This window comes from Amycolatopsis sp. cg9, assembly GCF_041346945.1.
Classification (GTDB): Bacteria; Actinomycetota; Actinomycetes; order Mycobacteriales; family Pseudonocardiaceae; genus Amycolatopsis.
In genome coordinates this window covers 8755925-8780983 of sequence record NZ_CP166850.1, presented here as the reverse complement: position 1 = coordinate 8780983, position 25059 = coordinate 8755925, and the positions used below count along the sequence as shown (strand labels likewise).

The following is a 25059-nucleotide window of genomic DNA, read 5'->3' as shown; positions in this document are numbered from 1 at the left end:
GCCATGGAGATCAGGCAGATCGAGTACTTCGCGGTGATCGTCCGCGAGGGGAGTTTCAGCCGTGCGGCCCGCAAGCTGCACATCGGCCAGCCGGCGCTCAGCAAGCAGGTCCAGGCGCTCGAGCGCGAGCTGGGGGCCGAGCTGCTGGTCCGGCTGCCCGGCGGGGTCCGGCCCACGGCCGCGGGCGCTCGGCTCGCGGAACTGGCCCCCGCTTTCCTCGGCTCGCTGGACGACATCCGGTCCGCGGTGCGGGAGGCGGCCGCGTCGCTGACCGGCGCGGTGCGGCTCGGCGTGTCGCCGTCGCTCGTCGCCGGGCTGGCCGGCCACCTGGAGGAACGGTTCGCCGGGGACCACCCGCGGGTCCGCCTCGAGATCGTCGAGGCCTTGCCGGAGTTCCTGGCGGAACGGGTCGCCGAAGGCCGGCTGGACCTCGGGATCTTCACCCGACGGCCGGGCTGCGGGTATCCGGGCCTGGCCGTCACCACGGTGGGGTTCGACGAGCTGCTGCTGGTCGCGAAGCCGGGGACGCTCTCCGACGTCGGGCCGCGCGTCACGCCGGACCTGCTCCCGTCCCTGCGGCTGGTGGTGACGCCCGGCTTCCGCGATCTCCTGCGCGCGAGCGTCGACCCCGGGCGGGTGCCGGACGGCATCGGTTCGCGCACCGATTCCATCCACCGGGTCAGGGATCTGGTGGTGCGGGGGGAGTACCGGTCGGTCCTGCCGTCCGCGTTCGTCCGGGACGATCTGGCGGCGGGTGCCCTCACCGCGGTGGGTTTCGAGCCCGCGCTGAAGCGGGAGCTGGTGGCGGTGACCCGGGCCGGGCGCAAGTCCGCACCGGCGGTGCGTGCGGTCATCGAGACGGTCCGGCGCCGGCTGGGCGAGCTCGAAGGATGACCGGCCGGTCATCGACCGGGCACGTCGGGCTGGCCGTGCGAACAGCGGCGCGCGGGATCTCACGGGAGCTGGGCGCGCACTGCCGCCCGCAGGAACTCGACGGAGGTGGCCACCACGGCCGCGGGATCGGCGCCCGTCCAGCGGTGGCGGGCGCCGGGCACCAGGTGGAGTTCGACCGGCGCGCCGACCGCCCGCAACGCCTCCGCCAGCCGGACGCTCTGCGTGGCGGGCACGAGGTCGTCGTCCTCGCCGTGCATCAGCAGGATCGGCGGCGCTCCGGCGTGGGCGTGCGACAGCGGGCTCGCCTCCCGGGCGAGATCCGGTACCGACGCGGGGTGCGCGCCCAGCAGGAGCGCTTCGCGGGAGACGTCGCCGGCCAGGCCGAGCAGGTCGGTCGGCGGGAACCAGGCGACCACACCGTCCACTTCGGACCCGTCGAGCGCGGCCAGCAAACCCAGGTGGGCGCCCGCCGACTCGCCCCAGACGAACAGCGGGCGCTCGTCCCGCACGAACTCGACGGCCGCCCGGACGTCGTCCAGCGGGGCCGGGAAGGTCGCCTCCCCGCTGAGCCGGTAGTCGGCCGCGGCGACCCGGAACCCCTGCGCCACCAGCTCGTCGGTCAGGTGCTCGAAGCCGGGGAGCGGCGTGCGCCGGGAGCCGCGCCGCCAGCCGCCGCCGTGCAGGTACACGATCGTCGCGGCGGGCTCGGCGGGCTCGGCGGGCTCGGTCAGGTCCAGCTCCAGCGGCCGGAAGCCCGGCACCTCGCGGTAGATCACGCGGCCGCTTTGTGGAAGCGGCCGCCCTGCATGATCACCTCGAGGTTGGCCGGGTCCTGCAGCAGCGCGACGTCCGACGTCGGGTCGCCGCGGACGACGAGGACGTCGGCGAAGTAGCCCTCGGTGAGCAGCCCGACGGGCAGGTCCATCACCTGCCCGCCGTGGAACGTGGTGGCCCGCAACGCTTCGGCGGGGGAGTAGCCGAAGAGCCGGACGAACAGCTCGAGGTCGCGGGCGTTGCGCCCGATGGGGTTGTTCGGGAAGCCGTAGTCCCCGCCGGGCAGCACCCGCAGGCCGCGCTTGCGCAGCTCCGGGTAGAGCCGTTCCATCGCCTCGAGGGACTTGACCGAGCCGGTCTTTTCCGCGTCGATGCCGAACTCGGCTCCTTCGTGGACGTTGGCCCACATGATCCCGACGGCGGGGGAGAGGAAGATCGAGTCCTTGTGCTCCGTCAGCAGGTCGATCGCCTCCTCGTCGGCGTAGGAGCAGTGGTAGATCGAGCGGAACCCGGCCCGGACGGCCAGCTTGATCGACTCGGGCGACTGGGCGTGGCAGTTGAGCCACACCCCGGATTCGCGCGCCTGCTCGCCCGCCGCGTCGGCCTCTTCGGCGCTGTACTGCGTGACCATCGAGCCGCCTTCGAAGAAGACGTCGTCGTTGCTCATCAGCAGTTTCACGCTGTCGAAGCCGAGTTCGGCCTGCTCCCGCACGAACGCGCGGACGGCGGCGGGCCCGGTTTGCGCGGCGGCCGGGCCCAGCTTGACCGGGTTGTTGTCCCGCTCGAACGACGCCGCCCGCATCCGGGGCCCGGCGGCCAGCCCGGCGGCGATGCGATCGCGCAGCCGGACTTCGGTGGGCACCGGCGTCAGCGACCCCGCGGAGTAGGCGCTGGTGAAGCCGTGGTCCAGGAGGATCCGGGCGTTGCGCTCGGCGAGCGCGAGGTGCTCGTCCGGGCTCGGCAGGTGGTGGAAGAAGCTGACGTCGACCGGCGGGTTGAACGACGGGTCGAGGTGCCCGACCGCCGAGGGGAACGTCAGGTGGCAGTGCGACTCGACGAGGCCGGGCAGGACCGTGGCGCCGCGGCAGTCGACCACCCGGTCGTCCGGCGCGAGTTCGGCGCGGGGTCCGACGCTCTCGATCCGGTCGCCGCGGACGACGACGTCGGCGGGGACCGCCGGGGAGCCGCTGCCGTCGAAGACGCGGCCGCCCGTGAAGACCACTCTGGATGCCATCTCCGTCCTCCTCTGCGAGATCATGCGCCGAGCATGGTGTAGCCGCCGTCGGCGACCAGGAAGCCGCCGGTGATGTGCCCGGCGTCTTCGGTGGCGAGGAACAACGCGGCCCCGGCCAGTTCTTCGGGCTTGGGGATGCGGCCCATCGGGGTCGCGTCCCGCAGCTTCTCGGCGCGGCCGGTGCGCCAGTCCTCGCGGCCCAGCGTGGCTTCGGTTTCGATGAAGCCGGGGGCGAACACGTTCACCCGCACGGTGGGGGCGAACGCGTGGGCGTAGGACTTGGTCAGGCCGATGATCCCGGCCTTCGCCGCCGCGTACTGCGGGGCGCGGGCGCTGCCGCGGGCGACGACGGTCGAGCCGATGTTCACGATCGCGCCGCCGCCCTGGGCGAGCATCCGGGCGCCGAACTCGTGCGTGCACAGCAGGGTGCCCTTGATGTCGACGGCGAGCACGTGGTCGACCGACTCTTCGGTGAGGTCCCGCCACGACATCTGGTCGCGGGCGACGTCGCCGACGTTGTCGACCGCGACGTCGACCCGGCCGAAGTGGCTCCACACCTCGTCGGCCATCCGCTTGACCTGCGCGTGCTCGGAGATGTCGGCCTGGACGAGGAAAGCCTTGCGCCCCAGCTCTTCGACGCGCGCCGCGGTGCGTTCGGCGCCGGCGCGCGAGCCGCGGTAGTGCACGGCGACGTCGGCGCCGTCGGCGGCGGCCCGGACGGCGATCTCGGCGCCGAACCCGGTGCCGGCGCCGGTGACGAGGACGGTCTTGCCGGTGAAACGCACGAAGGACTCCTTCAGACGAGGGTGCGGCCGCCGTCGGCGTACAGGACGTGTCCCGTGACGAAGGCGGCGTGGTCGGAGCAGAGGAACAGGATCGGGCCGGTCAGGTCGCCGGGGGTGCCCAGCCGCCCGGCCGGCACGAGCGCGGTGAGCCCGGCGCGGACACCCGGCTTTTCGAGGTGCTCGCGGGTCAGGCCGGTCTCGGTGTAACCGGGCGCGACGGCGTTGACCGTGACGCCGGAGGCGGCCCACTCGCGGGCCATCACCCGGGCGAGCTGGTTGACCGCGCCCTTGGTGGCCGCGTAGGGCGCGTGGTGCGGGTGGGCGAGCAGGCCGGAGACCGAGGACAGGAAGACGATCCGGCCGTACCCGCGGGCGACCATCAGCGCGCCCGCGGCCCGGCCGGTCCAGAACGCGCTGTCGAGGTTGACCGAGGTGATCGCGCGCCAGACGTCGTCCGGCGTTTCCAGCACCGGCCGCCGGTCGTTGACGCCGACCGCGTGGACGAACACGTCCAGCCCGCCCAGCAGCTCGTCGGCACGGGCGACGCACTCGCGCCCGCCGCCGGCGTCGGTGAGACCGGCCTGGATCGTGCGGATTCCCTGCGCGGCGAGTCCGGTGAGGCGCTCCACGTCGAGGTCCGCGACGGCCACGTCGGCGCCCGCGCCGGCGAGCGCGAGGGCGGCCGCACCGCCGATCCCGCCCGCGCCGGCGACCAGCGCGCGCTTGCCCCGAAGACCCAGCCAGTCCACGCCCGCTCCTCACTCCCGGCCTGACGGCGACGCTAAGCGCGCGGGCCCGGCACCGGGAACGGACGTGCCGTTCAATGGCAGACCGGCGTTCGGTCGCGGGCCGCGCTGCTGAGATCGGGGCATGACGAGACTGCCCGGGTTGACCCCGGCCGGACTGACCGGCGACCAGCTGGCCCTCCGCGACGCGATCACCGGCGGCCCGCGCGCCGGCGGCCCGTTCCCGCTCACCGACGCCGCGGGCGCGCTGACCGGGCCCTTCAACGCCATGCTGTTCGCGCCGGCCGCCGGGCAGGCGCTGCAGCGGCTGGGCGCGGCCGTGCGGTACGAGACCGGGATCGGCGACCGGGTCCGCGAGCTGGCGATCCTGGCGGTGGCGGCGCGGTGGGACTGCGCGTTCGAGCGGTACGCGCACGAGCCCGCCGCCCGCGCCGCCGGGGCCACCGGCGCCCAGCTCGCGGCGGTCGGCGAGGGCCGGGTGCCGGCCGGGCTCGACGCGGGGGAGACGGCGGCCCTGCGGTTCGTCTTCGCGCTGCTGGACGGCGACGTCGACGACGTGACCTACGCCGGGACCGTGCCGGCCATTGGCAACCGCGTGGCCGTCGAGCTCACCACGCTGGTGGGCTACTACGCGACGCTGGCCCTCCAGCTGCGCGTCTTCCGAGTCACCGTCCCCGTGGAGCAGCCGTGAAGCTCGTGACCTTCGACGACGGCCAGGTCGGCCGCCTCGCCGACGACCTGGTCCTGGAACTCGACACCGCCTCGGCGCGCGAGTTCTTCGAACGCGGCGGGAGCGTGCCCGAGACCGGGCGCCGCTTCCGCGCGTCCGAGGTGCGCCTGCGCGCGCCGATCGTGCCGAAGAAGTTCTTCCACACGGCCGGGAACTTCCGCGAGCACCACGACGACCTCGCCCGGGTCAACTGGTCGCACCCGGTCAACAAGGGCATCGTGTTCTTCCAGAACGTCGACGCGATCATCGGTCCCGGCGACGCGATCGTGTACCCGTCGCACCTGACGAACGAGCTGGACTACGAGCTCGAAATGGCCGTCGTGATCGGGAAGCCCGGCAAGTTCTTCACCGCCGAGCAGGCGGCGGAGCACATCGCCGGGTACCTGGTGTTCAACGACATCACCGCCCGCGACATCCAGCGCCGCGAGATGGAGTCGGGCGTCTTCTCGTTCGCCAAGGCCATCGACACGTTCTGCCCGATCGGGCCGTGCATCGTCACCGCGGACGAGGTCGGCGACCCGCACGACCTGGACATGGAGCTGCGGGTGAACGGCCAGGTGCGCCAGAAGTCGAACACGGCCCGGATGTCCGTGTCGATCCCGGAGCTGGTCGCTTACCACTCGCCGCAGGTCTACAGCGCCGGCGACCTCATCACCACCGGCACGGTCGCCGGCGTCGCCGCGAGCACCGACGACCCCTTCGCCCACTACCTCAAGCCCGGCGACGTGGTCGAGGCCGAGATCGAGAAGCTCGGCGTGCTGCGCAACCGGGTCGTCTCCTGGGAAGACGCCCACGGGACGCGGGCCGGGTGATGCGCCTGGCGAACCTGGCCGGTCGCGCCGTCCTGATCACCGGCGACCGGGCGCTCGACGTCTTCGACGCGGGCGGTTTCGGGCCGGATCCGATGGACGTCCTGGAGAACTGGGCGGCGTTCACGGCGTGGGCGCCCTCCGCGCCGGCCGGGAGCCCGTACGACCCCGCGCTGCTGGGCGCACCGGTACCGCGGCCCCGGCAGGTCTTCGCGGTGGCGCTCAACTACCCGCCGCACGCGGCCGAGGCGGGTTTCGAACCCCCGGCGGACCCGTTGGTGTTCACCAAGTTCCCGACGTGCGTCGCGGGTCCGCACGAGACGGTCGGCCTCCCCGGCGACCGGGTCGACTGGGAGGTCGAGCTGGTGGCGGTGATCGGGCGGGGCGGGCACCGGATCCCGCGCGAGCGCGCGCCGGAGCACGTCGCCGGGTACACGGTCGGGCAAGACCTGTCGGAGCGGCGGGTCCAGGCCTTGGGGAACCCGCCGCAGTTCTCCCTGGCCAAGTCCTTCCCCGGCTTCGGGCCCACCGGCCCGCACCTGGTCACCGAGGTCGACCCCGCCGCGACGATCACCTGCCTGCTGAACGGCGAAGTCGTCCAGCGGGCGTCGCTCGCGGACATGGTCTTCGCCGTCCCGGAGCTGGTGGCCCGGCTCTCGGCGGTGTGCCCGCTCCTGCCGGGCGACCTGATCTTCACGGGCACCCCGGCCGGCGTCGGCAACCGCCGCACACCTCCGCGCTACCTCACCGCCGACGACGTGCTGACCAGCCGCATCGACAGGCTCGGCGAGTTCCGCACCCGGTTCGGCCCGTGGCCGCCGTGAGCACGGCGGAGGGCGGGGCGCAGGACGACGACCGGGGTCACGACGACCACCAGTTCCACCGTGCGCAGGCCCGTGGTGCCCCGGGACGGGACCACCTTCGTCACGGTCACCTCGGCGGTGTACAGCGTCACCTCGGCCGGCCCGGTCGCCGCGGCCGCGGCGGTCACGGCGCCGGTGAGCAGTCCCGCGGCCACCAGGGCGACCCCGGCCAGTGCCGTGGCCCGGGACATCAGGAGCTCACCGGATCTCTTCGTCGAACCCGAGCGGGTCCCGCGCCATGCGGAGCTGCACCTGTTCGGCCTCGGCCGTCCGCCCGCCGCAGTGCAGCGCCGCCACGGCGATCTTGCGGCAGCCGCGGAGGCGGTCCGGCGCGCCGTCCCGCCGGACCAGGCGGTAGGCCTCGGCGATCAGCTCGAGCGCGCGGGTCAGGTCCTGCTCCCGGTAGTGGAAGTAGGCGGCGATCGACAGGGTTTCGCCGACCGACTCGGGGTGGCCGGCGCGGTTCTCGGCCAGGTTGTCCTCGAGGGTGCGGACCGCGGCGGCCGCTTTTTTCAGCAGTGCCAACGCTTCCAGGTTCATCGCCAGCGCGCGCACGGTCGCCGCGTCCGCCGGCGAGAGCGCGTGCCGGCGCTCGGCGTCCCCGGTGCCGCGCACGAGGCCGGCGAGCCTGCCGAGCGCGCCCGGCGGATGGCTGAGCCGTTTCAAGGTGTACGCCGCCAGGCGCAGGTCCACGAGCAGGGCGTCGGCCTCCCGCGCGGCGGCTTTCCCCGCCAGGGCGAACAACTCCGCCGCGGGCACCGGTGGGTTGGCTTCGCCGCCCGCGACCACGGCCGCGTACAGGAGCGCGCCCGGGGAACGCGGGGGGCCGCCCGACTCGAGGACGGCCGACACCAGTTCCCGCGCGGTGGCCCACGCGCCCGCGAAGCAGGCCTGGGCGTCGATCACGGCGCAGAAGTCCGCGTCGGAGTGCTCGCCCGCCGCGTGCCGGGCCGCCCAGCCGCCGGCGGAGAGCCGCTCGACCGGTTCGCCCGCCTCGGGCAGCCCCTGCAGCTTCAGGTGTTCGGCGAGGAACACCGCCGCCTCGTCCATGCCGCGGACGCCGACGTCGGTGAGGCAGTTCGCCTGCACGCCCAGCCTCGTGGCGGGCACCGCGGGCAGCGCCGCCGGCCAGGCCCGCTCGACCAGGCCGTACTGCGCGATCAAGGTACCGGTGGCTTGCGCGTGAAGCACGGCGCGCGCGACGCGCACCGGCCACCGGACGTCGTCGGGTCGCTGCACGTTCCCCCTCTCGACGGTGCGGAACCGGCCCCCCAGTGCCGGTTCCGCGGTTCCCGGACGGGACCTAGCAGCTGGTCCCGGAATGGTGGTTCCAGCACTTGAGCAGGCCTCGGACCTCCGTCCGCCCCCCTGGGGCTTGATCAGCTTCACCGGGCACGCCCCCGGCGCGGTAGGGGAAACACCCCCGGATTCCCGCGGCCGCAGGCGGGATCGATGACCCGAACGGCGTAATCCGCTCGTGCCGGACACTGGCCAAGCGCGGCTGATTCCGGCAAGATGTCCACCGCGCGACCAGGTCGTCGCGTACCCAGGGGAGGGGTCTCGGATGGAACTCGAAAGCTTGGTCGCGGACGACGTCATCGGCGAAGTCCGGCTGCCCGCCGTGCGCACGACCGGTGAACGCAACGCCGCCTTGAACGGGCGCAAGCCGCGCGTGGACGCCGACACCTTGAGCCTTTACTGCGACGGCAACCCTTCGGCCCGCGGCCAGTGCGGGTTCCACAGCTGAACGGACTCCGGAGCCGTGGATGCTGCTGAGAGCACCGCAGCTGGTCGGCAGGCGCCGCGAGGTCCAGTGCTTGTGTGAGGCGTGGGAGCGGACGCGGAACGGCTCGGGCGAGCTGGCGCTGTTGCTCGGCGACGCCGGGATCGGCAAGTCCCGGCTGGCCGACGAACTGGCGGCGACCGCCGGCGCCGAGGGCGCCCGGGTGCTTCGCGGCCGGCGCGGCTCGGTCGGGCCGCCGGTGCCCTACCGCCTGCTCACCGAGGCGCTGCTGTCGCTGGCGCGCTCGGGCGGGGACGTCCTGACCGCCGAGCTCGACCCGTACCTGCCCGCGCTCGGCGCGCTCGTGCCGGATTGGTGGCGGGAAAGCCACCGCGGCTACCAGCTTTCGCCCCTGACCGTGGCCGAGGCCGCCCTGCGGCTGCTCACCGTCGTCAGCCGGGACGAGGGGTGCGTGCTGCTCCTCGACGACCTGCACGACGCCGACGCCGAGTCGTTGTTCGTCCTCGACTACCTGGCCGGCTCCCTGGCCGGGACCCGGCTCCTCGTGGTGGCGACGGCGCGGCACGATGCACCGGCGACGCTCGGGATGGCTTCGGCCGCCGCCCAGCGCGGTCGCTGCACCGTCCTCGAACTCGCCTGGCTCGACCGGGCGCACGTCCATGAGCTGATCGCCGGCTGCCTCGGCACTGCGGTTTCCGGCGTGCCCGACGAGGTGGCCGACTGCCTGTTCCGGCTCAGCGCCGGGAACCCGCTCGCGGTCGAAGAGCTGCTCTACCAGATGGTCCGCGACGACGTGCTCACCGAAGTCGGCGGGCGCTGGCGCATCGCCGAGGTGCTCCCGGTCGTCCCCACGGCGCTGAGCGCCGGCATCGCCCGGCGGGCGGAGCAGATGGACGCGGGCGCGCGGAGCGTGCTGTCCCACGCGGCCGTGCTCGGGCTCCGGTTCTCCCTCGAGGTCGCCTGCCGCGCGGCGGACGCCGACGAGCGGACCACCCTCGCGTTCGTCCGCTCGGCGATCGCCGGTCAGCTGATCGAACCCGAAACCGAGCCCGCCGGCTGGTACTCCTTCCGGCACGCGCTCACCGTCGACGCGCTGCGGTCCCTGCACGACCCGGTGACCCTCGCCCGGCTCGCCGCACGTGCGGCCGACGCCGTCGCAGCGGTCCACCCCGGGCTGCCCGGGGACTGGTGCCCACTCGCGGCCTCGCTGCGCCTGGCCGCCGGGGACGAGCCGGCGGCCGGGCGGCTCTTCGCAAGGGCGGGCAACGCCGCCTTCGCCCGCGGCGGCGCGGACACCGCCGTCGACCTGCTCACCAAGGCCGACGCCCTGCTGCTCGGCGACCCCGACCTCGACCTGCGCGGCGAAGTGCTGGAAGCGCTCGTCCTCGCCTTGGGCGAAGCCGGGCGGTTCGACCACGCGGCTTCGTACGCCCCGAGGTTCGTCGAGCTGGGCACCTCCGAACGCGCCATCGCCCTGCACGTCGGCCTCGCCTGGGCCGCCTACCTCGGCGGCCAGTTCGAGACGGCCGCGGCCGAGGTGGCCGCCGCGCGCGAACTGGCGGGCGGCCCGCCGCTCGGGGCACCCCACGCCGCCATCGACGCCGTCGAGGCGAACGTGCTGGTCGAACTGGACGGGGCCGAGCGCATCGGCGCCGCGCACCGGCTGGCGCAGCGTGCGCTCGCCCACGCCGAAAGCCACGACGAGCCGGTCATCGCGTGCCAGGCGCTGCTCGCGCTCGCCTGCGTGGCCCGCGAAGACTCGCTGGACGAAGCCGAAGCGTGCTACGAGCGCGCGCGGGCCCTCACCGAACGGCACCGCCTGCCGGTCTGGCGCGCCCACGTGCTGCTGCGGCTGGGCGGGCACCGGATCGTCTTCGGCGGCGACGGGCACGTCCTCGAGCTCGCGCGCGAGGAAGCCGGGCAGACCGGTGCCGTCACCGTGGGCCTGATGGCCGACGCGATCCTGCTGTTCTACGGCCGGGTGCTGCGCGGTGCCTTCGACGGCACCGCCGGGCTGCTCGACGAAGACGTCCGCACGGCGACGCGGTTCCAGCTCGTGGACCTGGTGCGCTACCTGCACGCCATCCGCGCGGTCTCGGCCGCCCACCAGGGCGACCGGCCGGGCATGGAGCACGCCATCGACGGCTTCCTGCGGTGCGGCGGCGACGGCCAAGCGGAGATGGCGCTGGTCCTCGGCCTCGCCCGGGCGTTCTGCGCGCTGCTGGAGGAAGACCGCGACCGGGCCGTCCGGGACCTGTCCGCCGCGGCCGGTTACCTCGACCGGTTTCCCGGGTCGTTCCCGCTGGCCGGTCCCCGGGGCGTGGCGCTGCTCCTGCGTGCCCTCGACGGCGCGGTGACGGTGCGCGAGGTGCGCGAGCGGGCGGCCCACCCCGACAGCCGCCCGCGCTGGAACCGCCAGTTCACCTGCTTCGCCGAGGCGGTCCTGCTCGGGCGGAAGGGGGACGGCGAAGCGGCCGCCGCGGCCTTCGCCGAAGCGCTCCGGGCGTCCGAACCCTTCCCGGTCGCCCGGCACCTCGGTTCCCGCCTGGTCGCCGAAGCCGCGATCGCCGACGGCTGGGGCGACCCGGTCGGCTGGCTGCGTGCCGCGGAGGAGTACTTCCACGACGCCGGCGTCCAGGCCGCGGCCCGCGCCTGCCGGGCGTTGCTGCGGTCCGCCGGGGCGCCGGTCGTGCAGCGGCGGACCGGCTTCGAGCACCTGCCGGCACAGCTGCAGCGCGCGCGGGTGACGACCCGGGAGTTCGACGTCCTGCGGTTGCTGTCGGAACGCCTCGGCAACCAGGAGATCGCCCGGCGGCTGCACATTTCGCCGAAGACCGTGGAGAAGCACGTGTCCAGCCTCAAGACGAAGACCAACCTCGATCGGGCGGAACTCTGCGCCTACGCCGACGGGTTCCGGGCCCTCGGCGCCCGCTGACCGGCGCCGCTCAGGCCGCGCGGGCCACCTCGTCGCCGCGGTAGGGGCCGGGCTTCGGGCGCGGCTTTCCGCCGGGGAAGGCCAGGCGCAGGATCGTGCGGTGCACCGTGCCGAGCTGGCGGGACAGCGGGCCGGTGTTGTACGGCAGGCCGTAGCGCCGGCAGATGTCCCGGACCCGCGGCGCGATCTCGGCGTAGCGGCTGCTCGGCATGTCGGGGAACAGGTGGTGCTCGACCTGGTAGCCGAGGTTGCCGCTGAGCAGGTGGAACAGCGGGGAGCCGGTGATGTTCGCCGCGCCGACGAGCTGGCGGACGTACCAGCCGCCGCGGGTTTCGTCGCGGACCTCGTCCTGGCTGAACGTGTAGGTCTGGTCGGGGAAGTGGCCGCAGAAGATGATCGAGTGCGCCCACAGGTTGCGGATGATGTTCGCGGTGAAGTCGGCCCAGAACGTCGCGGCGAACGTGCCGCCGCCTTCCTTCCGGACGGCGGCGAGCTGCGCCCGGACCGCGCCCTTGAACCCCCGGCCACGGGCCCGGTCGGCCAGGACCCGGCGCCGCGAGCGGGGTTCGGGCTTCACGAGCCGGCCCACGGCGGTCGCGGCGAGCGCGCTCACGAGCGGCCAGCCGACGTAGTCCTTCAGGATCTGGTCGCGGGCCTTGCCCGAGATGCCCTTGATGTCGTGCCACACGTCCTTCAGCGGCTTCTCGCCGGCGCGGATCGCTTCGACGTCCATGTCGTGCACCGCGACGCCCCATTCGAAGAACGCCATCAGCAGCAGGTTGTACAACGGCTGCGCCAGGTACGCGGGGTGCCACTTCTGGTGCGGGTCGATGCGCATGATCTCGTAGCCGAGGTCTTTGTCCTTGCCGCGGATGTTGGTGTAGGTGTGGTGGATGTAGTTGTGCGAGTGCTTCCACGCCGCGGCCGTCGAGGCGGTGTCCCAGTCCCAAGTGGACGAATGGATGTACGGGTCGTTCATCCAGTCCCACTGGCCGTGCAGGACGTTGTGCCCGATTTCCATGTTTTCGAGGATCTTCGCGACGGCCAGGCAGCCGGTGCCCGCGGTCCAGGCCACTTTGGACCGGGAGCCGAGCAGCAGGGCCCGCCCGGCGACCGCGATCTGCCGGTGCAGCCGGATGACTCCCTTGATGTACCGGCGATCGCGCTCACCGAGGTCGGCGCGCACGTGGTCGTGGATGGCGTCGAACTCGCGGGCGAGTTCGGCGAGCTGGTCCGCGCTCAGGTGGGCGAACGGGTGCGTTGTCGAGGACATGGGTTCCCTTTCTCGCTCAGAGTTCGACCGTGACCCGGCCTTCGGCGCCGTGCACGCAGGTGCGCACGATCTCGTTGTGCATCTCGCTGACGACGTTCGTGCGCAGGTCGCGGATCCGGCCCTCCCGGATCGGCAGGACGCACGTGTGGCAGACCCCGACCCGGCAGCCGAAGGGCATGTCGACGCCCGCTTCTTCGCCGGCGACGAGGATCGGGGTGCCGGGCGGGCAGTCGGCGTCGAGGTTGCGGTGGGCGAAGCGCACGGTCCCACCCGAACCGTCGGCGTCCGCACCGCCGACGATCGGCTGGAACCGTTCGTGGTGCAGCCGTTCGACGTCACCGTGGCGCTTCCAGTGCGCCTGCAGCGCGTCGAGCAGCTCGCCGGGGCCGCAGGCGTAGGTTTCCCGCTCCGGCCAGTCCGGGCACAGCGCGTCCAGCTCACCCGGGGTGAACCGCCCGTCCCGGCCGGTGATGCGCAGTTCCAGGCGGAATCCGTCGTGCTGTTCCTCGAGCGCGGCGAGTTCGTCGCCGAAGATGACGCCGTCCGCTTCCCGGGCCGAGTGGACGTGCACGACGTCGCGCAACCCCGGACCCGGCGCCAGGTGCCGCAGCATGCTCATGACCGGCGTGACGCCGCTCCCGGCCGTGACGAACAGCAGGCCGCGATCGAGCCGGTCCGGCAGGGTGAACGACCCCTCGACCTCGCCCAGCCGCACGAGTTCGCCGGGCCGCGCCCGCTCCACCAGGTAGGGCGAGACGACCCCGCCGTCCACCTTCTTGGGCGTGATCGAGATGAGCCCGTCCGCACGGGCCGGGCTCGACGTCAGTGAGTACGCGCGCCAGTGGTGCACGCCGTCGATCACCACGCCCAGCCGCACGTACTGCCCGGGCCGGTGCCCGACCCAGTCGTAGCCGGGGCGGATCAGCACGGTGGCCGCACCGCCCCGTTCGGGCTCGACCCGCTCGACGAGCCCGCGCAGCTCGCGGGTCGACCAGAGCGGGTTGATCAGCTCGAGGTAGTCGTCCGGCCGCAACGGCGTGAACAGCCACCGCAGCGCCCGCAGCGCCCGCCGCCGCAGCGCCGACGCCGGCGGCCGCATCCCCACTTCGGCCATCACGCACCACCCCGCGAACGGCGTGCGGTGCCGGCTTGGCCGGGCCAGTCGATGGTGATCATGCCCATTGAGTGTACAGGCGTGCACTCAACTCGCAGATCGAGCGTCCCGAGCGCAGCCCGCTTCCCGCAGGAGGTCCTCGAGGGCGTCGATGCTCAGCACCAGTCCGCCGCCGTCGTCCGTCGGGACGGCGACGCCGACGACGTCGCCGAGGTCGTCGAAGGCCGGTGTTCCCGCGGACGAGGCCGGGAGCGCGAGGCTCGTCCGGAACAGCCGCGTTCCGTGCTCCGTCGCCTCGAACCGGTTGACCACGCCGGTGAGCAGCGTCCGGCCGCCGTCGTCCGCGGGGCCGGGGAGCCAGAGCTGGTCGCCGATCCGCAGGAGGTCCGGCCGGCCGAGCGGCAGCGGGGGGACGTCGAGGGGAGCGGTCAGCCGCAGGACGGCGAAGTCGTGGTCGGGGGCCGGGAAGACGTGCTCGGCCGCGCCGGTCGCCGTCCCGGCGGTGACGGCGACCGGCGCGGCCTCCGGTTCGGGGAGCGGCGCGACGACGAAGCGGTCGCCGACGAGGAATCCCGTCCCCGACGGCGAAAGCCCGACCAGCCCGGCGGGGACCTCGCCCGGCCGGGTCGCTCCCGTGCGTCGCCGCAGGGCGCGGTAGCCCTCGGTGTCGCCGACCGCCGCCAGGCACTGCGCGTGGCGCCGGAGGTCGCCGGGCTCGGAAAGCGGCTCGTCGAGTTCGGCCAGCGCGGCCAAGGCTTCCGGGTACGCCCCGGCCGCGTGGTCGTTGCGGAATCGGCGCAGCGGATCGGGATCGGTCATCGCCAGCCTGCCGAGCACGGCGGTCCAGCGTGCGACCTTCGCGGTCAGTTCCCGCAGCCGCTCCGCCCGCGCTTCGGTGGTTTCGAGCAGGAGCGTGGTTGCGGCGACGGCGGCTTCGAGGTCGTCCGCGGCCGGCGCGGGCTCCTTGGTGAGGTCGTTCGCCGCCGCGGCGGCCTCGCGGGCGGACCGCCGGGCCGACGCCAGGTCGAGCTCGGTCTGGTTGGCCTCGTTGAACATTTCGACCAGGGCCTGCCGGGTTTCGGCGTTGAGGGTGGCCGCCGCGGGCCGGTGCGTGGACTGCCGCTGCTGGAACTCCTCCCAGGCGGCTTCGCTTTCGTCCTCGCCGATGCGGACGGCCAACGCCCGCAGGCGTTCGCGCATGTCCCCGACGGCGGCCCGCTGCTGTTCCCGCAGCCGCTGCTGCTCGTAGCGGCGCGTCAGCGCGCTGATCTCCGTGGGAGACAGCAGCGTGGTGTCGGCGACGCGGATCGACTTCGCCTGTTTCGTGCCCAGGTCGCGCGCGGTGACGTCGAGCACGCAGTCGGCGTCGAGTGCGAAGCTGACCTCGATCTGGGGCACCCCGCGCCGCGCGGGGGCGATGCCGGTGAGGACGAACTCGCCGATCTTCGACTCCCGCTCGAGCGAGCCGTTGAAGATCTGGACGTGCACGTCCCTCTGGTTGTCCTGGTGGGTCGAGTAGATCTCGGAGCGGCGGGTCGGGATCGTGGTGGTGCGCGGGATCAGTTCGGAGAAGTGCACGCCGGCGTCCTTGTTGGTGGCCCGGATCCCGAGGGCCAGGGGAGTGACGTCGAGCAGCACGATCTCTTTCAGCGCCCCGCTGCGTGTCGCGGCCAGCAGGGCCGCGCCGCTGGCGACGGCCGTGCGCGGATCGGTGACGACGACCCGCTTCGTCGCGAAGACGTCTTCGACGACCTGACGCACCAGGGGGGACAGCATCGGCCGGCCGACGAGGACCACCTGGTCCGGGCGCTCCGGCGCGGACTTCGCGAACCCGGCGCAGACCCGGCGCAACGTCGCCAGCTGCCCGGCGAGCATCTCCGCGAGTTCGGCCCTGGTCAGCTCCAGGTGCTGGTGGCCGTGGGTGCCGAAGCTCAGCAGGGTGCAGCTCGCGTATTCCTGTGCCGAAAGGTCGATCTTCAGGCTCTCCGCGGCGACTTCGAGCCGCCGGTGCATCGACCCGGGCGCGGACACCCGGATGCCGCGCGAGCCGAGCCGGGTGATCAGCGCGTTCGTGATGGCGGCGTCGAAGTCCTTGCCGCCGAAGCCGGTGTCACCGCCGATGTCGCGCACATCGTAGACGCCCTCGCCGACGTCCAGCAGGCTGATGTCGAGGGTGCCGGCACCCAGGTCCACCACGGCGACGTGGCCGTCGAGCCGGCGTTCCCAGGCGGCCGCGATGCACGCGGCGGTCGGCTCGTGCACCAGCCGGACCAGGTCGACCTCCGCGATCCCGCACGCGGACCGGGTCGCGGCCTTCTGGTTGTTGCCGAAGTACGCGGGAATGGTGACGACCACCCGCGGCCGGTCGATCCGCAAGGCGTGGTTGCGTTCGGTCCAGGCCAGCCACTCCGCGCGCACCCGGCCGAGCTCGGCGGCGGCCAGTTCCCCCACGCGTTCCCGGACCTGGTCCGCGAGGAACGTCTCGACCAGGCCCCGGGCGTGGCGGATCATCCGGGCGGCGACCTCTTCGGGCCGGTAGGTGCGCTCGCGGACCTTGAAGGACCGGCCGCTGCCCATCAGCCGTTTGGCGGCACCGATGTGGGCGATCACCCAGGGGGCGAGGATTTCTTCGCCGCTCAGCCCGACCAGCTCGGTGCCCTGCTCGTCGAAGCTCAGCGTGGAAGCGAACTGCGGATGGCCCTTCCACGGGCAGAAGACCGGCTGCCGGGTCACGGAGTCGTAGATCGCCGCCGCGCAGGTGGTCGTGCCCAGGTCGAAGCCCCAGATCGCGCTGTAGCGGCGGTCGACGTCCGCGCGGGCCCGCGTCACCCAGGCCTGGACCCGTTCCTGGAACCGGCGCAGCTCGCGGGCGCCCAGCGCCTCGAGGTGCTCGGTCACCTCGGCCGTCAGGTGCGGCGGCACGAGGCCCTCTTCGACCAGTTCGCGCAGGATCGGGCCGGCCTGCGAATCCTCGCCGCGAGCTTCGACCGCTTCGAGGCACCGCCGGACGAGGGTGTCGAACTCGCCGGTCCGGCGGAGGCATTCGGCCAGCCGGGGATCCTCCGGCGCCTCGGTCCCGAGCCAGCCGAGCAGGGCTTGCGCGGCCCCGGCGTGGTCGCCCGCCCGCAGGAACAGGTCCACCGCCCGCTCGGGCTGGCCGATCCGCTGCCGCAGCCGCGCGGCGCCCGAGAGGTCTCCGCCGCCCTCGTAGGATTCGGCGCGGGCTTCCAGCGCCTCGGGGGAGTCGTCGCCCACCAGGACCCGGGCGCCCTCGCCGTACTGACCGGTCCGGTTGAAGAGATCGTTCGCGCGGAGGAATTCGCCGCCCGCTTCGGCCCGCGAAGCCGCCAGCGAAAGTTCACCTGCGGCCTCCTCGAACCGGCTCCAGGCGCCGTAGGCCGCCCGAAGCGCGCTGTCGTCCGCCTGCATCCGCTGGGTCAGGTCGCCGAAGTGCCGTCGGGTGGTCTTGAGCAGGCTCACGCGCAGGCTCTCGACCTGCTCCCGGCAATCCAGCACGGCCGCGTCGGGCCGGGTCACGCGGTCGAGGTTCGCGAGCGTCTTCCGCACCCGCTCGGCCGCCGCGGGGAACTCCTGCCGTTCGACGAAACCGTGGATGTCCGGGAGGCTGCGGTCGGCCAGCGCGGCCAGGCGGCCGGGCTGGTCGGCGGGGCACGTCTCGAGGGCTTCGAAGTACTGGTGGAGTTCCTCGTGGCACTGGCTCACGCGGTCCAGCCGGCCGATCTGCCGGTAGAGCGGCAGGGCGTCGGCGAACCGGCCGGCTTCGGTCAGCAGGTCGGCGTAGCGTTCGGCCAGCGCGATGACCAGGTCCTTCGCGTGGCGGGCGTGCGCCAGCCCCAGCCCCGCGCGGACGTCGTCGAGGACCGCGGACCGCAGGCAGCAGGTGAGCGCCCGCTGCGCCTCGGTCTCGCTGTCGGCGAGCCGGACCGCGTCGGCGCCGTGGCCGAGGAAGCAGCGGACGTCGAAGAGATCGGGCACCAGCGAACGGGGCAGGTGCGCGAAGAACATCCGCCAGAGCTGGGCATCCCGCTCCAGCGGCGTGCGGGCCATGTGCTTCTTCAGCACCGCGGTCACCACCGGGCCGGTGAGCAGGTCCTGGTCCTGCCAGCGGCGGAAGTTCGCGACCACGGTGTTGGCGTCGCCGTGCTGGGCCAGCAGGTCCGTCATCCGGTCGCGCGCCAGCAGCTGCAGGTCGGCCAGCCGCAACCGCGTCGCCACGTCGAACACGACGGTCAGCACGTGGCCGTCCGGCCGCCAGGTCAGCGCGGCCAGCCACCGGTGGTCGCCGGCGTCGAGGGGATAGCGTTCCGGCGGGATCCGGGCGTCGTAGGAGCGGAAGAAGACCTCGGCCTGGGCCGGATCCACCCGCAGGGCCAGCTGCAGTGCTTGGCGGTAGGCCCGTGCGGTGCGCTCCCAGTCCGGTGCGGCCGATCGCTGGGCGGGGAACTGGGCGGCCAGCCGTTCGGCCGACCGCGCCACCCGGCGGTGCGCACCGCCGGTCAGCAAGTCCGCCAGCAGTTCGCGAACCGGAACCCGGTAGGGCGGCGGGACGGCGTCCGCCACGCCTTCCTGGGACGTCCCGATGTTCACCGTCCCGATGTGGGCGGCCTGCACGGCGGTGCCCGAAACGTCGCCCTCGACCGTGTTCTGGATCTTCCCCTCGTCCACGCCGACTCCCTGCTGTCCCGGCCCCCGGAAAGCTAGCAACAACCGCCCGGCGCGGGCTAGCCGGAATCGAATGTTTTCGCGGGAACGGTGTTTCGGTCCGCCTATTTCTTCGACCGGCCCGGAAGCAACGCGACCGCCGCCGCCAGCAGCGCCGCGCCCAGGAACAAGCCGATCGCCCACGCGATCTTGCCCGGGTTTCCTTCGAAGCTGTAGTTCAGCCCTTCGAAGGCCACCTGGAGGATGCCGATCACCGCCACCGCGCCGAGCAGCTTGTTGCGCAGGCTGTCGGCGCGCTGCTGGCGGGCGGTGCGCAGGTCGTCGACCGCCGTCTCCATGCGTTCCACGTCCCGGACGACGGCCGCCCAGTACTGCTCGCGCTGGTGGATTCCGCGGGCGTCCTCGATCGCCTCGTAGAACGCACTTTCCGTGCTGTACCGCAGGATGTTGAAGTAGCGGTGCCGGTGCACCTCTTCGAACGTGGTCAGCCGGAAATCGCGGAACCGGTTGAACGTCTCGTCGCTGTGGGCGCTGGGGTGCCCGCGGCCGGGGGCGCGCACGCCGAGCAGGTCGACCCGCTCGAGGTGGTCGATGAGGCCCCGGACCTGCTCCTCGTAGCGGCGGACCAGGTCTTCGTTGTGGAGCGTCATCAGGTGGACCAGGAACAGGTACGGGCACGTCCCGATCCAGCGGTGCCCGGCGCTGAGGCTGCGCGACCGGTCGACGACCTCGTAGACCGCGGTGGGGGAGACGTACAGCGTCAGGCTCGCCGGGTCTTCTTCGGCGTCCGGCAGCGGGTAGACCGGTTCGGTGCCGTCCAGGACCTCGGAGACGTCCTGGCGGAGGAAGTCGATCACGTTCTGGAAGTAGCCCGACAGGAAGTAGTACGCCAGGTCGTCGGCGTCGCACCGGTCGAGCACGCAGTGGTCGTAGACCAGGAACCCGTCGTCCGCCCCGGCCGGCTCCACCGCGCCGAGCCGCGCCAGCCGATCGCGCCGGTCCGGGCGCAGGAGGTGGAAGAAGTAGGCGTCTTCCAGCACCGAGACGCACACCGGTTTCCAGTTCGAGACCGGGCCGCCGGGGTGGTCGCCGTCCAGCAGCACGTGCGCCAGTCCGGTGCCCTCGACTGCTTTCGCCGGCGCGGAGGACGTGGTCAGGATCCGCTTGAACAAGTCGGCGACGTCGATGGTGAAGCGGTGCCGGATGTAGTCGGACAAGGAACGCTCGAGGCGCCGCGGGTCGTACCGCGACGTCGTGAGGACGGCACCCGCGTCGAGTTCTTTCGTGGTGGGGACCGTTTCGGTCGGGAAAAGCACCTTCTGCAGCACGGAAAGCGCGTAGTAATCCGACGCCGTGTGCCGGTAGGGGATTTCGAAGGAGAGGTGGTAGGACAGCGACAGGTTGGAATGCGCGACCCAGAACGCGCGGCAGTGGACGCCCTCGAACCGGGCGGGCCGGTCGAACTCCGCGCGCAGGTCGTTGCCCTCCGTGGACCACGCGATCAGGCTGGGTACGCCGATGTCGATCGAGTCGCTGAGGACCGGGCGGTGGTCCCGGCCCGGGTGCGGGCTGCCGGACTGGATGAGGAAGTCGTCGACGAACAGGCCCCGCTTCCGGTCGGCGATGTCGTCGAACATCGGCTCCACGGCTTGCGACAGGCCGCTGTTGTGCGGTTGGGACCGCAGTACGTCGAACAGTTTCTTGTCCCAGCGCAGGGCGGACGTCCGCGTCTCCAGCGCCGCCCGCAGGCTCTCGTGCCTGATCAGGAAGGAGGTGGTGAGGTGCAGCTTTCCCGCGTGCTGCCGAAGTTCGTCGGTCCGGGCCGGTGCGGGGCCGGCTTCCGCGGCTGACTGGCTCACAGTCCCCCTCGTCGGTTTCCGGGTCCGCCGGCGGGCGGAAACCCTTCGGGGGTGAGGTCGTTCCGGAGCCTGCGCCGGTTTCGCCCGGCGGTAACGGTTCGGCGACGATGTCCGGTGGTCACGGACCGGCGAGGCCGATCGGCAGCGTGGCCGCCACCCCCTGGGCGTGGCGGCCGTCGAGGCGGTCCACCGACAGCGCCCACTCCCCGGCCAGGCGGGTGAGCTCGCGCACCGCGGCTTCCAGTTCCGCCGGGCCGGACGCCGCGAGGCGGAGGGTGGCTTCGGTGCGGGTGTGCGCCGTCGCCGCCGGGCGGTGGGCGGTGACCGCCACCGTGATCGCCGCACGGGGGATCTTCGCCAGCAGCCAGCGCAGCAGCTGCGGGGCCACCGCGGGCGGCAGCTCCGCCCAGCCGTCGAGGCGGAACGTCGCCTGCGCGATCGGGCCGCTGCGCCAGTGGCGCCAGTCCTCGCGCACCTGCCCGCGGCCCGCGTTGACGTGCGCGAGCGAAGCCAGTGTGCCCATGAGCTCGGGTTCGGTCAGCCCGTGCGCGGGCAGCCCGTCACGGCGGAGCCGGCGCAGCACCCGCCGCACCGCGTTGCCGAGCGCTCGCTGGACGTCGGTGTCGTGCTGGACGTCGGGCGTGCGCAGGGCCTGGAGCGCGAGCCACACGCGGGGCGGGCGGTCCCGCGCGATCCCCGCGTGGTGGACGACCTGCGCCGCGACCGCCTCGGCCTGTGCGTGCGGCGGCGGGAGCAGCGCCTCCGGCGACGGCATCGCCTTCGTCAGGTCCCGCTCGGCCGATTTCGGGTGCAGTACCACGGTGATCCCGGCGGCGCGGCTGAGCAGGAAGCCGGTGTCGCCGGACGTCCCGGTCGCTTCCGGGGAGAGCAGGCGCAGCAGCTCCCGGCCCGCTTCGGCCGGGCCGCGCAGGTCGCGGGCCCGATCCCGGAGCGCGTAGTCCGAGCCCACGACGAGCCAGGCGGACAGCCACCGGCCGTGCACGCGGACGGTGGTCAGGGCCACGACCACCGCGGCCGGGATCGCCACGGCGACGAGCACCGGCCACGGCCGGGTGGCCGCCAGGACCAGTGCGACCAGGACGAGCTGCCAGCACACGATCCGCGCGACGCCGATCGGGCGCGGCCGCCCGGCGGCGCGGTGGGGCACCGGCGGGGAATTCCGCGGTGGGACCGGAGGTGGCGCGGGCGGCGGGACCGGCGCCGCGAACGACGGCTGCCGGGCCGCGGACAACGCGGCGAGCGCGCTTTCGCGGGCCGCTGCGCGGGAAGCCGCGTCCGCGCCGGCCGCCGTGCCGTACGCGGCCGGCCGGGCGGCCGCGGGGTACGCGGGCGGTGGTGCGGGCGCGCCGCGGTGCGCGTCCGCCCGTGCCGCGCCGAAGTCCGTCATCGTGCCCCCTCCTGGTGCCGGTCGACGGGGACAGATTTCCCCGCGGACCTGAGGTTTCGATGACATCGGCGCGGGTCAGGGCGTTTCATCGAAATTTCATGATCGGGCCCTAGCGTCCGGTCCATGTATGTCGACGTGGCCGGGGAGGGCACGGAGAAGAAGAGCCGCGGGCTCGGCGCCGCCGCGCGCACCCGGCTGGTGCTCGCGTTCCTGGTCGCCGGGTGCCTCGCGCTGATCGGGGTGGCCGTCGCCGGCCGGGCGCCGATGCCGTCGGACCTGGAGTACGTCCAGGCCGGCCACTGGGTGTACAGCGACGCGCTCCAGTCCGCGCTGCACGTCGACGGCGGGGCCGGTGAGGTCGACGCGCGGGCGGGCGTGCCCGCCGGGCCGGGCAGCCAGGTCGTGCAGGGCGGCCGGTCCGGCTACGTCGTCGACCGGTCGCGGATCACGTTGTTCGACAAGTCGACATTGGGGGTGGAGAGCGCGATCGCGCCGCCGGCCACCGAAACGCCGTCGGTGCTGGAGGTCGCGGGCGGGCCGTACCTGGTCTACCGCAACGCCGGCCGGATCGTCCGGCTCGGCGACCCGGTGGCCACCGTCGCGGCCGGCGGCCCGCTGGCCACGCCCGTCGCCACCGGCGACGGAACCCTGTGGGTGTACCGGATCGACACCGGCTCGGTGTGCGAACTGCCGCGCGGCGCGACCACCCCGACCTGCCCGGCGCAGCTGCCCGCCGGGCACAGCGGGCTGCTCGCCCTCGTCGACGACCGGCCGGTGGTGCTGGACGTCACCGCGGACACGCTGAGCCCGGCGAGCAAGGACGGGCTCGGCGAACCCCTCGCGATCGGCGTCAAGCTGCCCCCGACCGCCTTGGTGGCCAACACCTCGGTCGACGGGCGGCTCGCCGTCGCCGACCCGGACCGCAACCGGCTGCACCTGATCGACACCACCGGGCTCGGCAAGGACGGCCCGGCCGGGCGGCCGGTTTCGGTGGACCTGCCCGAGGACGGCCGGTTCAGCGGCCCGGTCGCCACCACGCACGTCGTCGCGCTGGTCGACGAAACCCGCAACGAGGTCCGGACCTACGACAGCCACGGCACGCTCAAGGGCACCAAGAAGGTCCCCGGCGGGCGGCCACGGCTGGCCCGCGGCCAGGACGACCGCGTCTACGTCGACAGTTCGGACGGCTCGCACGTGCTGGTCGTCGACGGCGAGAACGGTTCGGTGGCCGACGTGGCCGTCGACGAGCAGGCACGCCACCAGGCCGAGACGCCGCCGCCGGCCCCGCCGCAGCCGTCGGACACCGGTTCGGCGCCGCCGCCGCAGCAACCGCCGTCCCGGCCGGTGCCGCCGCCGGTCGCGAAAGCGACGCCGCCGGGCGCGCCGCGCAACGTCAGCGCGTCGGCGTCGGACGGCGCCGTCAAGGTGACGTGGTCGGCCGCCGCCGACAACGGCGCGCGGATCACCGCGTACCACCTGTCCTGGCCGGGCGGGTCGACGACGGTCTCCGGGAGTTCGCGCCGCGCCACCGTGAGCGGCCTGGACAACGGGAAGTCCTACGTGGTGACCGTGTCCGCCGAGAACTCCGCGGGCACCGGCCCGGGGGCGAGCGCGAAAGCGGCGGCGCCGGGGCAGGCGGCCGGCGCGCCCGCGGTCACCCTGACCGCCGGAACGGGCGGGAAGGTCTCGGCGAACTGGTCCGCACCGGACCTGCACGGCGCGGACCTGGTGCACTACCTGGTGAGCGCGACGGGCGCGGGGGAGCGCCAGGTTTCCGGTACCTCGACCCAGTTCTCGGGGCTCACCGGGTCCGTCACGGTCACCGTCCGCGCGGTCACGAAGTACGGCTCGGGCGCCGCGCTCACCGGGAGCCCGGGCCGCAAGACGGTGCGCGTGCCCTCGGGCCCGCCGACCGTGAAGATCACCCACGTCCAGGGCAAGGGCGCGCCGGACCAGCAGATCATCGTCACCGTGACCGCGAACGGCAACGGCGCGGCCGCGACGTGCAAGGCGACCGCGCTGGGTGGCTCGTCCGGGTCCGTTCCGTGCAGCGGCACCACGAACCTCACCATCTCGAACATCTACTGGGTCGGCGCGATCCCGGTCGACGTCACCATCACGACGTCGGCGGGCACCGGCTCGGACCACTTCCAGGGCACGCCCGCGTTCGTGGTCGTGCTCGGGCCGCTCGCGCTGCTGGGAACGCGCCGCCTGCTGAAGAAAACCGGAAAACCCGAGGCGAAGAAGGAACCGTGACCCCGACTCCCAAGGCCGCCTACGAGCTGATCGCCGACAACGTCCAGGCGGTCGTGCGCGGCAAGCCCGAACTCGTCCGCCTCGCGGTCGCCGCGCTGTTCGCCGAAGGGCACCTGCTCATCGAAGACGTGCCGGGCCTCGGCAAGACGACGCTCGCCCGCTGCCTGGCGCGCAGCGTCGGCGCGAGCTGGAACCGCATCCAGTTCACGCCGGACCTGCTGCCCGGCGACATCACCGGCGTGATGGTGTACCACCAGAACGCCGAGCGGTTCCAGTTCCACCCCGGCGGGATCTTCGCGAACGTCGTGCTGGCCGACGAAATCAACCGCGGCACGCCGAAGACGCAGTCCGCGCTGCTGGAGGTGATGGCCGAGCGGCGGGTGACGGTCGACGCGGTCAGCCAGGACGTGCCGCGGCCGTTCTTCGTGGTGGCCACGCAGAACCCGATCGAGCTGGAGGGCACCTACCGGCTGCCCGAGGCGCAGCTCGACCGGTTCCTGATGCGGCTTTCGGTCGGCTACCCCGACCACGACGCCGAAATGCGGGTCGTGATGGGGGACTGCGCCGGCGTGACCCCGGACGAGCTGCGGCCGGTGCTCGACCTCGGCGCCGTGCAAGCGGTGATCGCCGAGGTCCGCAAGTCGCACCTGGCCCCGGAAATCGTGTCCTACGCCGTCCGGCTGGCCACCGCGAGCCGGACGCACCCGGCCGTCCGGTACGGGGCCAGCCCGCGCGGCAGCATCGCGCTGATCCGGGCGGCGCAGGCGCTCGCGGCCACCCACGGCCGCGACTTCGTCACGCCCGACGACGTCAAGGACGTCACGCACCCGGTGCTCGGGCACCGGCTGGTGCTGACGCCGGACGCGGAGCTGAACCAGCGGCGGACCGCCGACGTCGTGGACGAGCTGCTGGCCGAGACGCCCGCGCCGGCGGCCGCGGCGGGGCGGTAGCG

The 25059-nt window shown here is 73.5% G+C and carries 19 protein-coding genes; 8 read left to right on the top strand and 11 right to left on the bottom strand.

Translation table 11 applies throughout. The features are described from left to right. Window positions 1–3: 3 nt before the first annotated feature. On the top strand, window positions 4–894 hold the full coding sequence (locus AB5J73_RS40310; protein ID WP_370964258.1) for a LysR family transcriptional regulator: 891 nt from the start codon (window positions 4–6) through the stop codon (window positions 892–894). Window positions 895–953: 59 nt separating this feature from the next. Here the strand turns inward: AB5J73_RS40310 and AB5J73_RS40305 are convergent, their stop codons facing one another. The 4 genes from AB5J73_RS40305 to AB5J73_RS40290 are packed head-to-tail and all read right to left on the bottom strand — an operon-like array spanning window position 954 to window position 4436. Next, a complete protein-coding gene (locus AB5J73_RS40305; protein ID WP_370964257.1) occupies window positions 954–1670 on the bottom strand; it encodes an alpha/beta hydrolase fold domain-containing protein in 717 nt (238 codons plus the stop codon). Beyond that, entirely contained in the window at window positions 1667–2902 is a 1236-nt protein-coding gene (locus tag AB5J73_RS40300; protein ID WP_370964256.1) for an amidohydrolase family protein, read from the bottom strand. Before AB5J73_RS40300 ends, AB5J73_RS40305 begins: the two co-directional genes overlap by 4 nt. Window positions 2903–2922: 20 nt before the next feature. Then, complete coding sequence (locus AB5J73_RS40295) at window positions 2923–3687, bottom strand: SDR family NAD(P)-dependent oxidoreductase (protein ID WP_370964255.1); 765 nt, start codon at window positions 3685–3687, stop codon at window positions 2923–2925. 11 nt (window positions 3688–3698) lie between these two features. After that, window positions 3699–4436 carry an SDR family NAD(P)-dependent oxidoreductase gene (locus tag AB5J73_RS40290; RefSeq protein ID WP_370964254.1) on the bottom strand — a complete coding sequence of 246 codons (738 nt, stop codon included), beginning with the start codon at window positions 4434–4436 and terminating at the stop codon, window positions 3699–3701. 121 nt (window positions 4437–4557) lie between these two features. On the opposite strand from AB5J73_RS40290, the gene AB5J73_RS40285 reads away from it, so the two are divergent. From AB5J73_RS40285 to AB5J73_RS40275, 3 genes are read left to right on the top strand one after another with little or no spacing between them, the layout of a single operon-like run. After that, complete coding sequence (locus AB5J73_RS40285; protein WP_370964253.1) at window positions 4558–5124, top strand: carboxymuconolactone decarboxylase family protein; 567 nt, start codon at window positions 4558–4560, stop codon at window positions 5122–5124. Next, window positions 5121–5975, top strand: a complete 855-nt coding sequence (locus tag AB5J73_RS40280) for a fumarylacetoacetate hydrolase family protein (protein ID WP_370964252.1) — start codon at window positions 5121–5123, stop codon at window positions 5973–5975. Before AB5J73_RS40285 ends, AB5J73_RS40280 begins: the two co-directional genes overlap by 4 nt. Continuing rightward, complete coding sequence (locus AB5J73_RS40275; RefSeq protein WP_370964251.1) at window positions 5975–6796, top strand: fumarylacetoacetate hydrolase family protein; 822 nt, start codon at window positions 5975–5977, stop codon at window positions 6794–6796. Before AB5J73_RS40280 ends, AB5J73_RS40275 begins: the two co-directional genes overlap by 1 nt. On the opposite strand, the gene AB5J73_RS40270 is transcribed toward AB5J73_RS40275, so the two are convergent. After that, complete coding sequence (locus AB5J73_RS40270) at window positions 6712–7026, bottom strand: hypothetical protein (RefSeq protein WP_370964250.1); 315 nt, start codon at window positions 7024–7026, stop codon at window positions 6712–6714. The genes AB5J73_RS40275 and AB5J73_RS40270 overlap by 85 nt on opposite strands. A 7-nt stretch (window positions 7027–7033) precedes the next feature. Continuing rightward, a complete protein-coding gene (locus AB5J73_RS40265) occupies window positions 7034–8074 on the bottom strand; it encodes a hypothetical protein (RefSeq protein ID WP_370964249.1) in 1041 nt (346 codons plus the stop codon). A gap of 325 nt (window positions 8075–8399) precedes the next feature. On the opposite strand from AB5J73_RS40265, the gene AB5J73_RS40260 reads away from it, so the two are divergent. Together AB5J73_RS40260 and AB5J73_RS40255 are read left to right on the top strand one after the other, a co-directional pair. Next, window positions 8400–8582, top strand: a complete 183-nt coding sequence (locus AB5J73_RS40260) for a hypothetical protein (RefSeq protein ID WP_370964248.1) — start codon at window positions 8400–8402, stop codon at window positions 8580–8582. Between the two features lie 19 nt (window positions 8583–8601). Beyond that, complete coding sequence (locus AB5J73_RS40255; protein WP_370964247.1) at window positions 8602–11514, top strand: helix-turn-helix transcriptional regulator; 2913 nt, start codon at window positions 8602–8604, stop codon at window positions 11512–11514. 10 nt (window positions 11515–11524) lie between these two features. Here the strand turns inward: AB5J73_RS40255 and AB5J73_RS40250 are convergent, their stop codons facing one another. From AB5J73_RS40250 to AB5J73_RS40230, 5 genes are all read right to left on the bottom strand, one after another. Beyond that, window positions 11525–12787, bottom strand: coding sequence for a fatty acid desaturase (locus tag AB5J73_RS40250; RefSeq protein WP_370964246.1), 1263 nt, complete (start codon window positions 12785–12787; stop codon window positions 11525–11527). A gap of 16 nt (window positions 12788–12803) precedes the next feature. Then, window positions 12804–13901, bottom strand: coding sequence for a ferredoxin reductase (locus AB5J73_RS40245; RefSeq protein WP_370964245.1), 1098 nt, complete (start codon window positions 13899–13901; stop codon window positions 12804–12806). A gap of 87 nt (window positions 13902–13988) precedes the next feature. Next, window positions 13989–18587 carry an Hsp70 family protein gene (locus tag AB5J73_RS40240; protein ID WP_370964244.1) on the bottom strand — a complete coding sequence of 1533 codons (4599 nt, stop codon included), beginning with the start codon at window positions 18585–18587 and terminating at the stop codon, window positions 13989–13991. Between the two features lie 101 nt (window positions 18588–18688). Next, entirely contained in the window at window positions 18689–20443 is a 1755-nt protein-coding gene (locus AB5J73_RS40235; protein WP_370964243.1) for a hypothetical protein, read from the bottom strand. 118 nt (window positions 20444–20561) lie between these two features. Next, complete coding sequence (locus AB5J73_RS40230) at window positions 20562–21851, bottom strand: type VII secretion protein EccE (protein WP_370964242.1); 1290 nt, start codon at window positions 21849–21851, stop codon at window positions 20562–20564. A gap of 123 nt (window positions 21852–21974) precedes the next feature. Between AB5J73_RS40230 and AB5J73_RS40225 the strand changes: the two genes are divergently transcribed. Then, a complete protein-coding gene (locus AB5J73_RS40225; protein ID WP_370964241.1) occupies window positions 21975–24107 on the top strand; it encodes a fibronectin type III domain-containing protein in 2133 nt (710 codons plus the stop codon). Next, entirely contained in the window at window positions 24104–25057 is a 954-nt protein-coding gene (locus AB5J73_RS40220) for an AAA family ATPase (protein ID WP_370964240.1), read from the top strand. The genes AB5J73_RS40225 and AB5J73_RS40220 overlap by 4 nt, the downstream gene beginning before the upstream one ends. Window positions 25058–25059: the final 2 nt, after the last annotated feature.

Excerpts from the sequence above, each read along its gene's own strand:
- AB5J73_RS40310 (WP_370964258.1), top strand. The coding sequence starts at position 4 with ATGGAGATCAGGCAGATCGAGTACTTCGCGGTGATCGTCCGCGAGGGG.
- AB5J73_RS40300 (WP_370964256.1), bottom strand. The coding sequence starts at position 2,902 with ATGGCATCCAGAGTGGTCTTCACGGGCGGCCGCGTCTTCGACGGCAGC.
- AB5J73_RS40285 (WP_370964253.1), top strand. The coding sequence starts at position 4,558 with ATGACGAGACTGCCCGGGTTGACCCCGGCCGGACTGACCGGCGACCAG.
- AB5J73_RS40275 (WP_370964251.1), top strand. The coding sequence starts at position 5,975 with ATGCGCCTGGCGAACCTGGCCGGTCGCGCCGTCCTGATCACCGGCGAC.
- AB5J73_RS40270 (WP_370964250.1), bottom strand. The coding sequence starts at position 7,026 with ATGTCCCGGGCCACGGCACTGGCCGGGGTCGCCCTGGTGGCCGCGGGA.
- AB5J73_RS40260 (WP_370964248.1), top strand. The coding sequence starts at position 8,400 with ATGGAACTCGAAAGCTTGGTCGCGGACGACGTCATCGGCGAAGTCCGG.
- AB5J73_RS40255 (WP_370964247.1), top strand. The coding sequence starts at position 8,602 with ATGCTGCTGAGAGCACCGCAGCTGGTCGGCAGGCGCCGCGAGGTCCAG.
- AB5J73_RS40250 (WP_370964246.1), bottom strand. The coding sequence starts at position 12,787 with ATGTCCTCGACAACGCACCCGTTCGCCCACCTGAGCGCGGACCAGCTC.
- AB5J73_RS40245 (WP_370964245.1), bottom strand. The coding sequence starts at position 13,901 with ATGGCCGAAGTGGGGATGCGGCCGCCGGCGTCGGCGCTGCGGCGGCGG.
- AB5J73_RS40230 (WP_370964242.1), bottom strand. The coding sequence starts at position 21,851 with ATGACGGACTTCGGCGCGGCACGGGCGGACGCGCACCGCGGCGCGCCC.
- AB5J73_RS40225 (WP_370964241.1), top strand. The coding sequence starts at position 21,975 with ATGTATGTCGACGTGGCCGGGGAGGGCACGGAGAAGAAGAGCCGCGGG.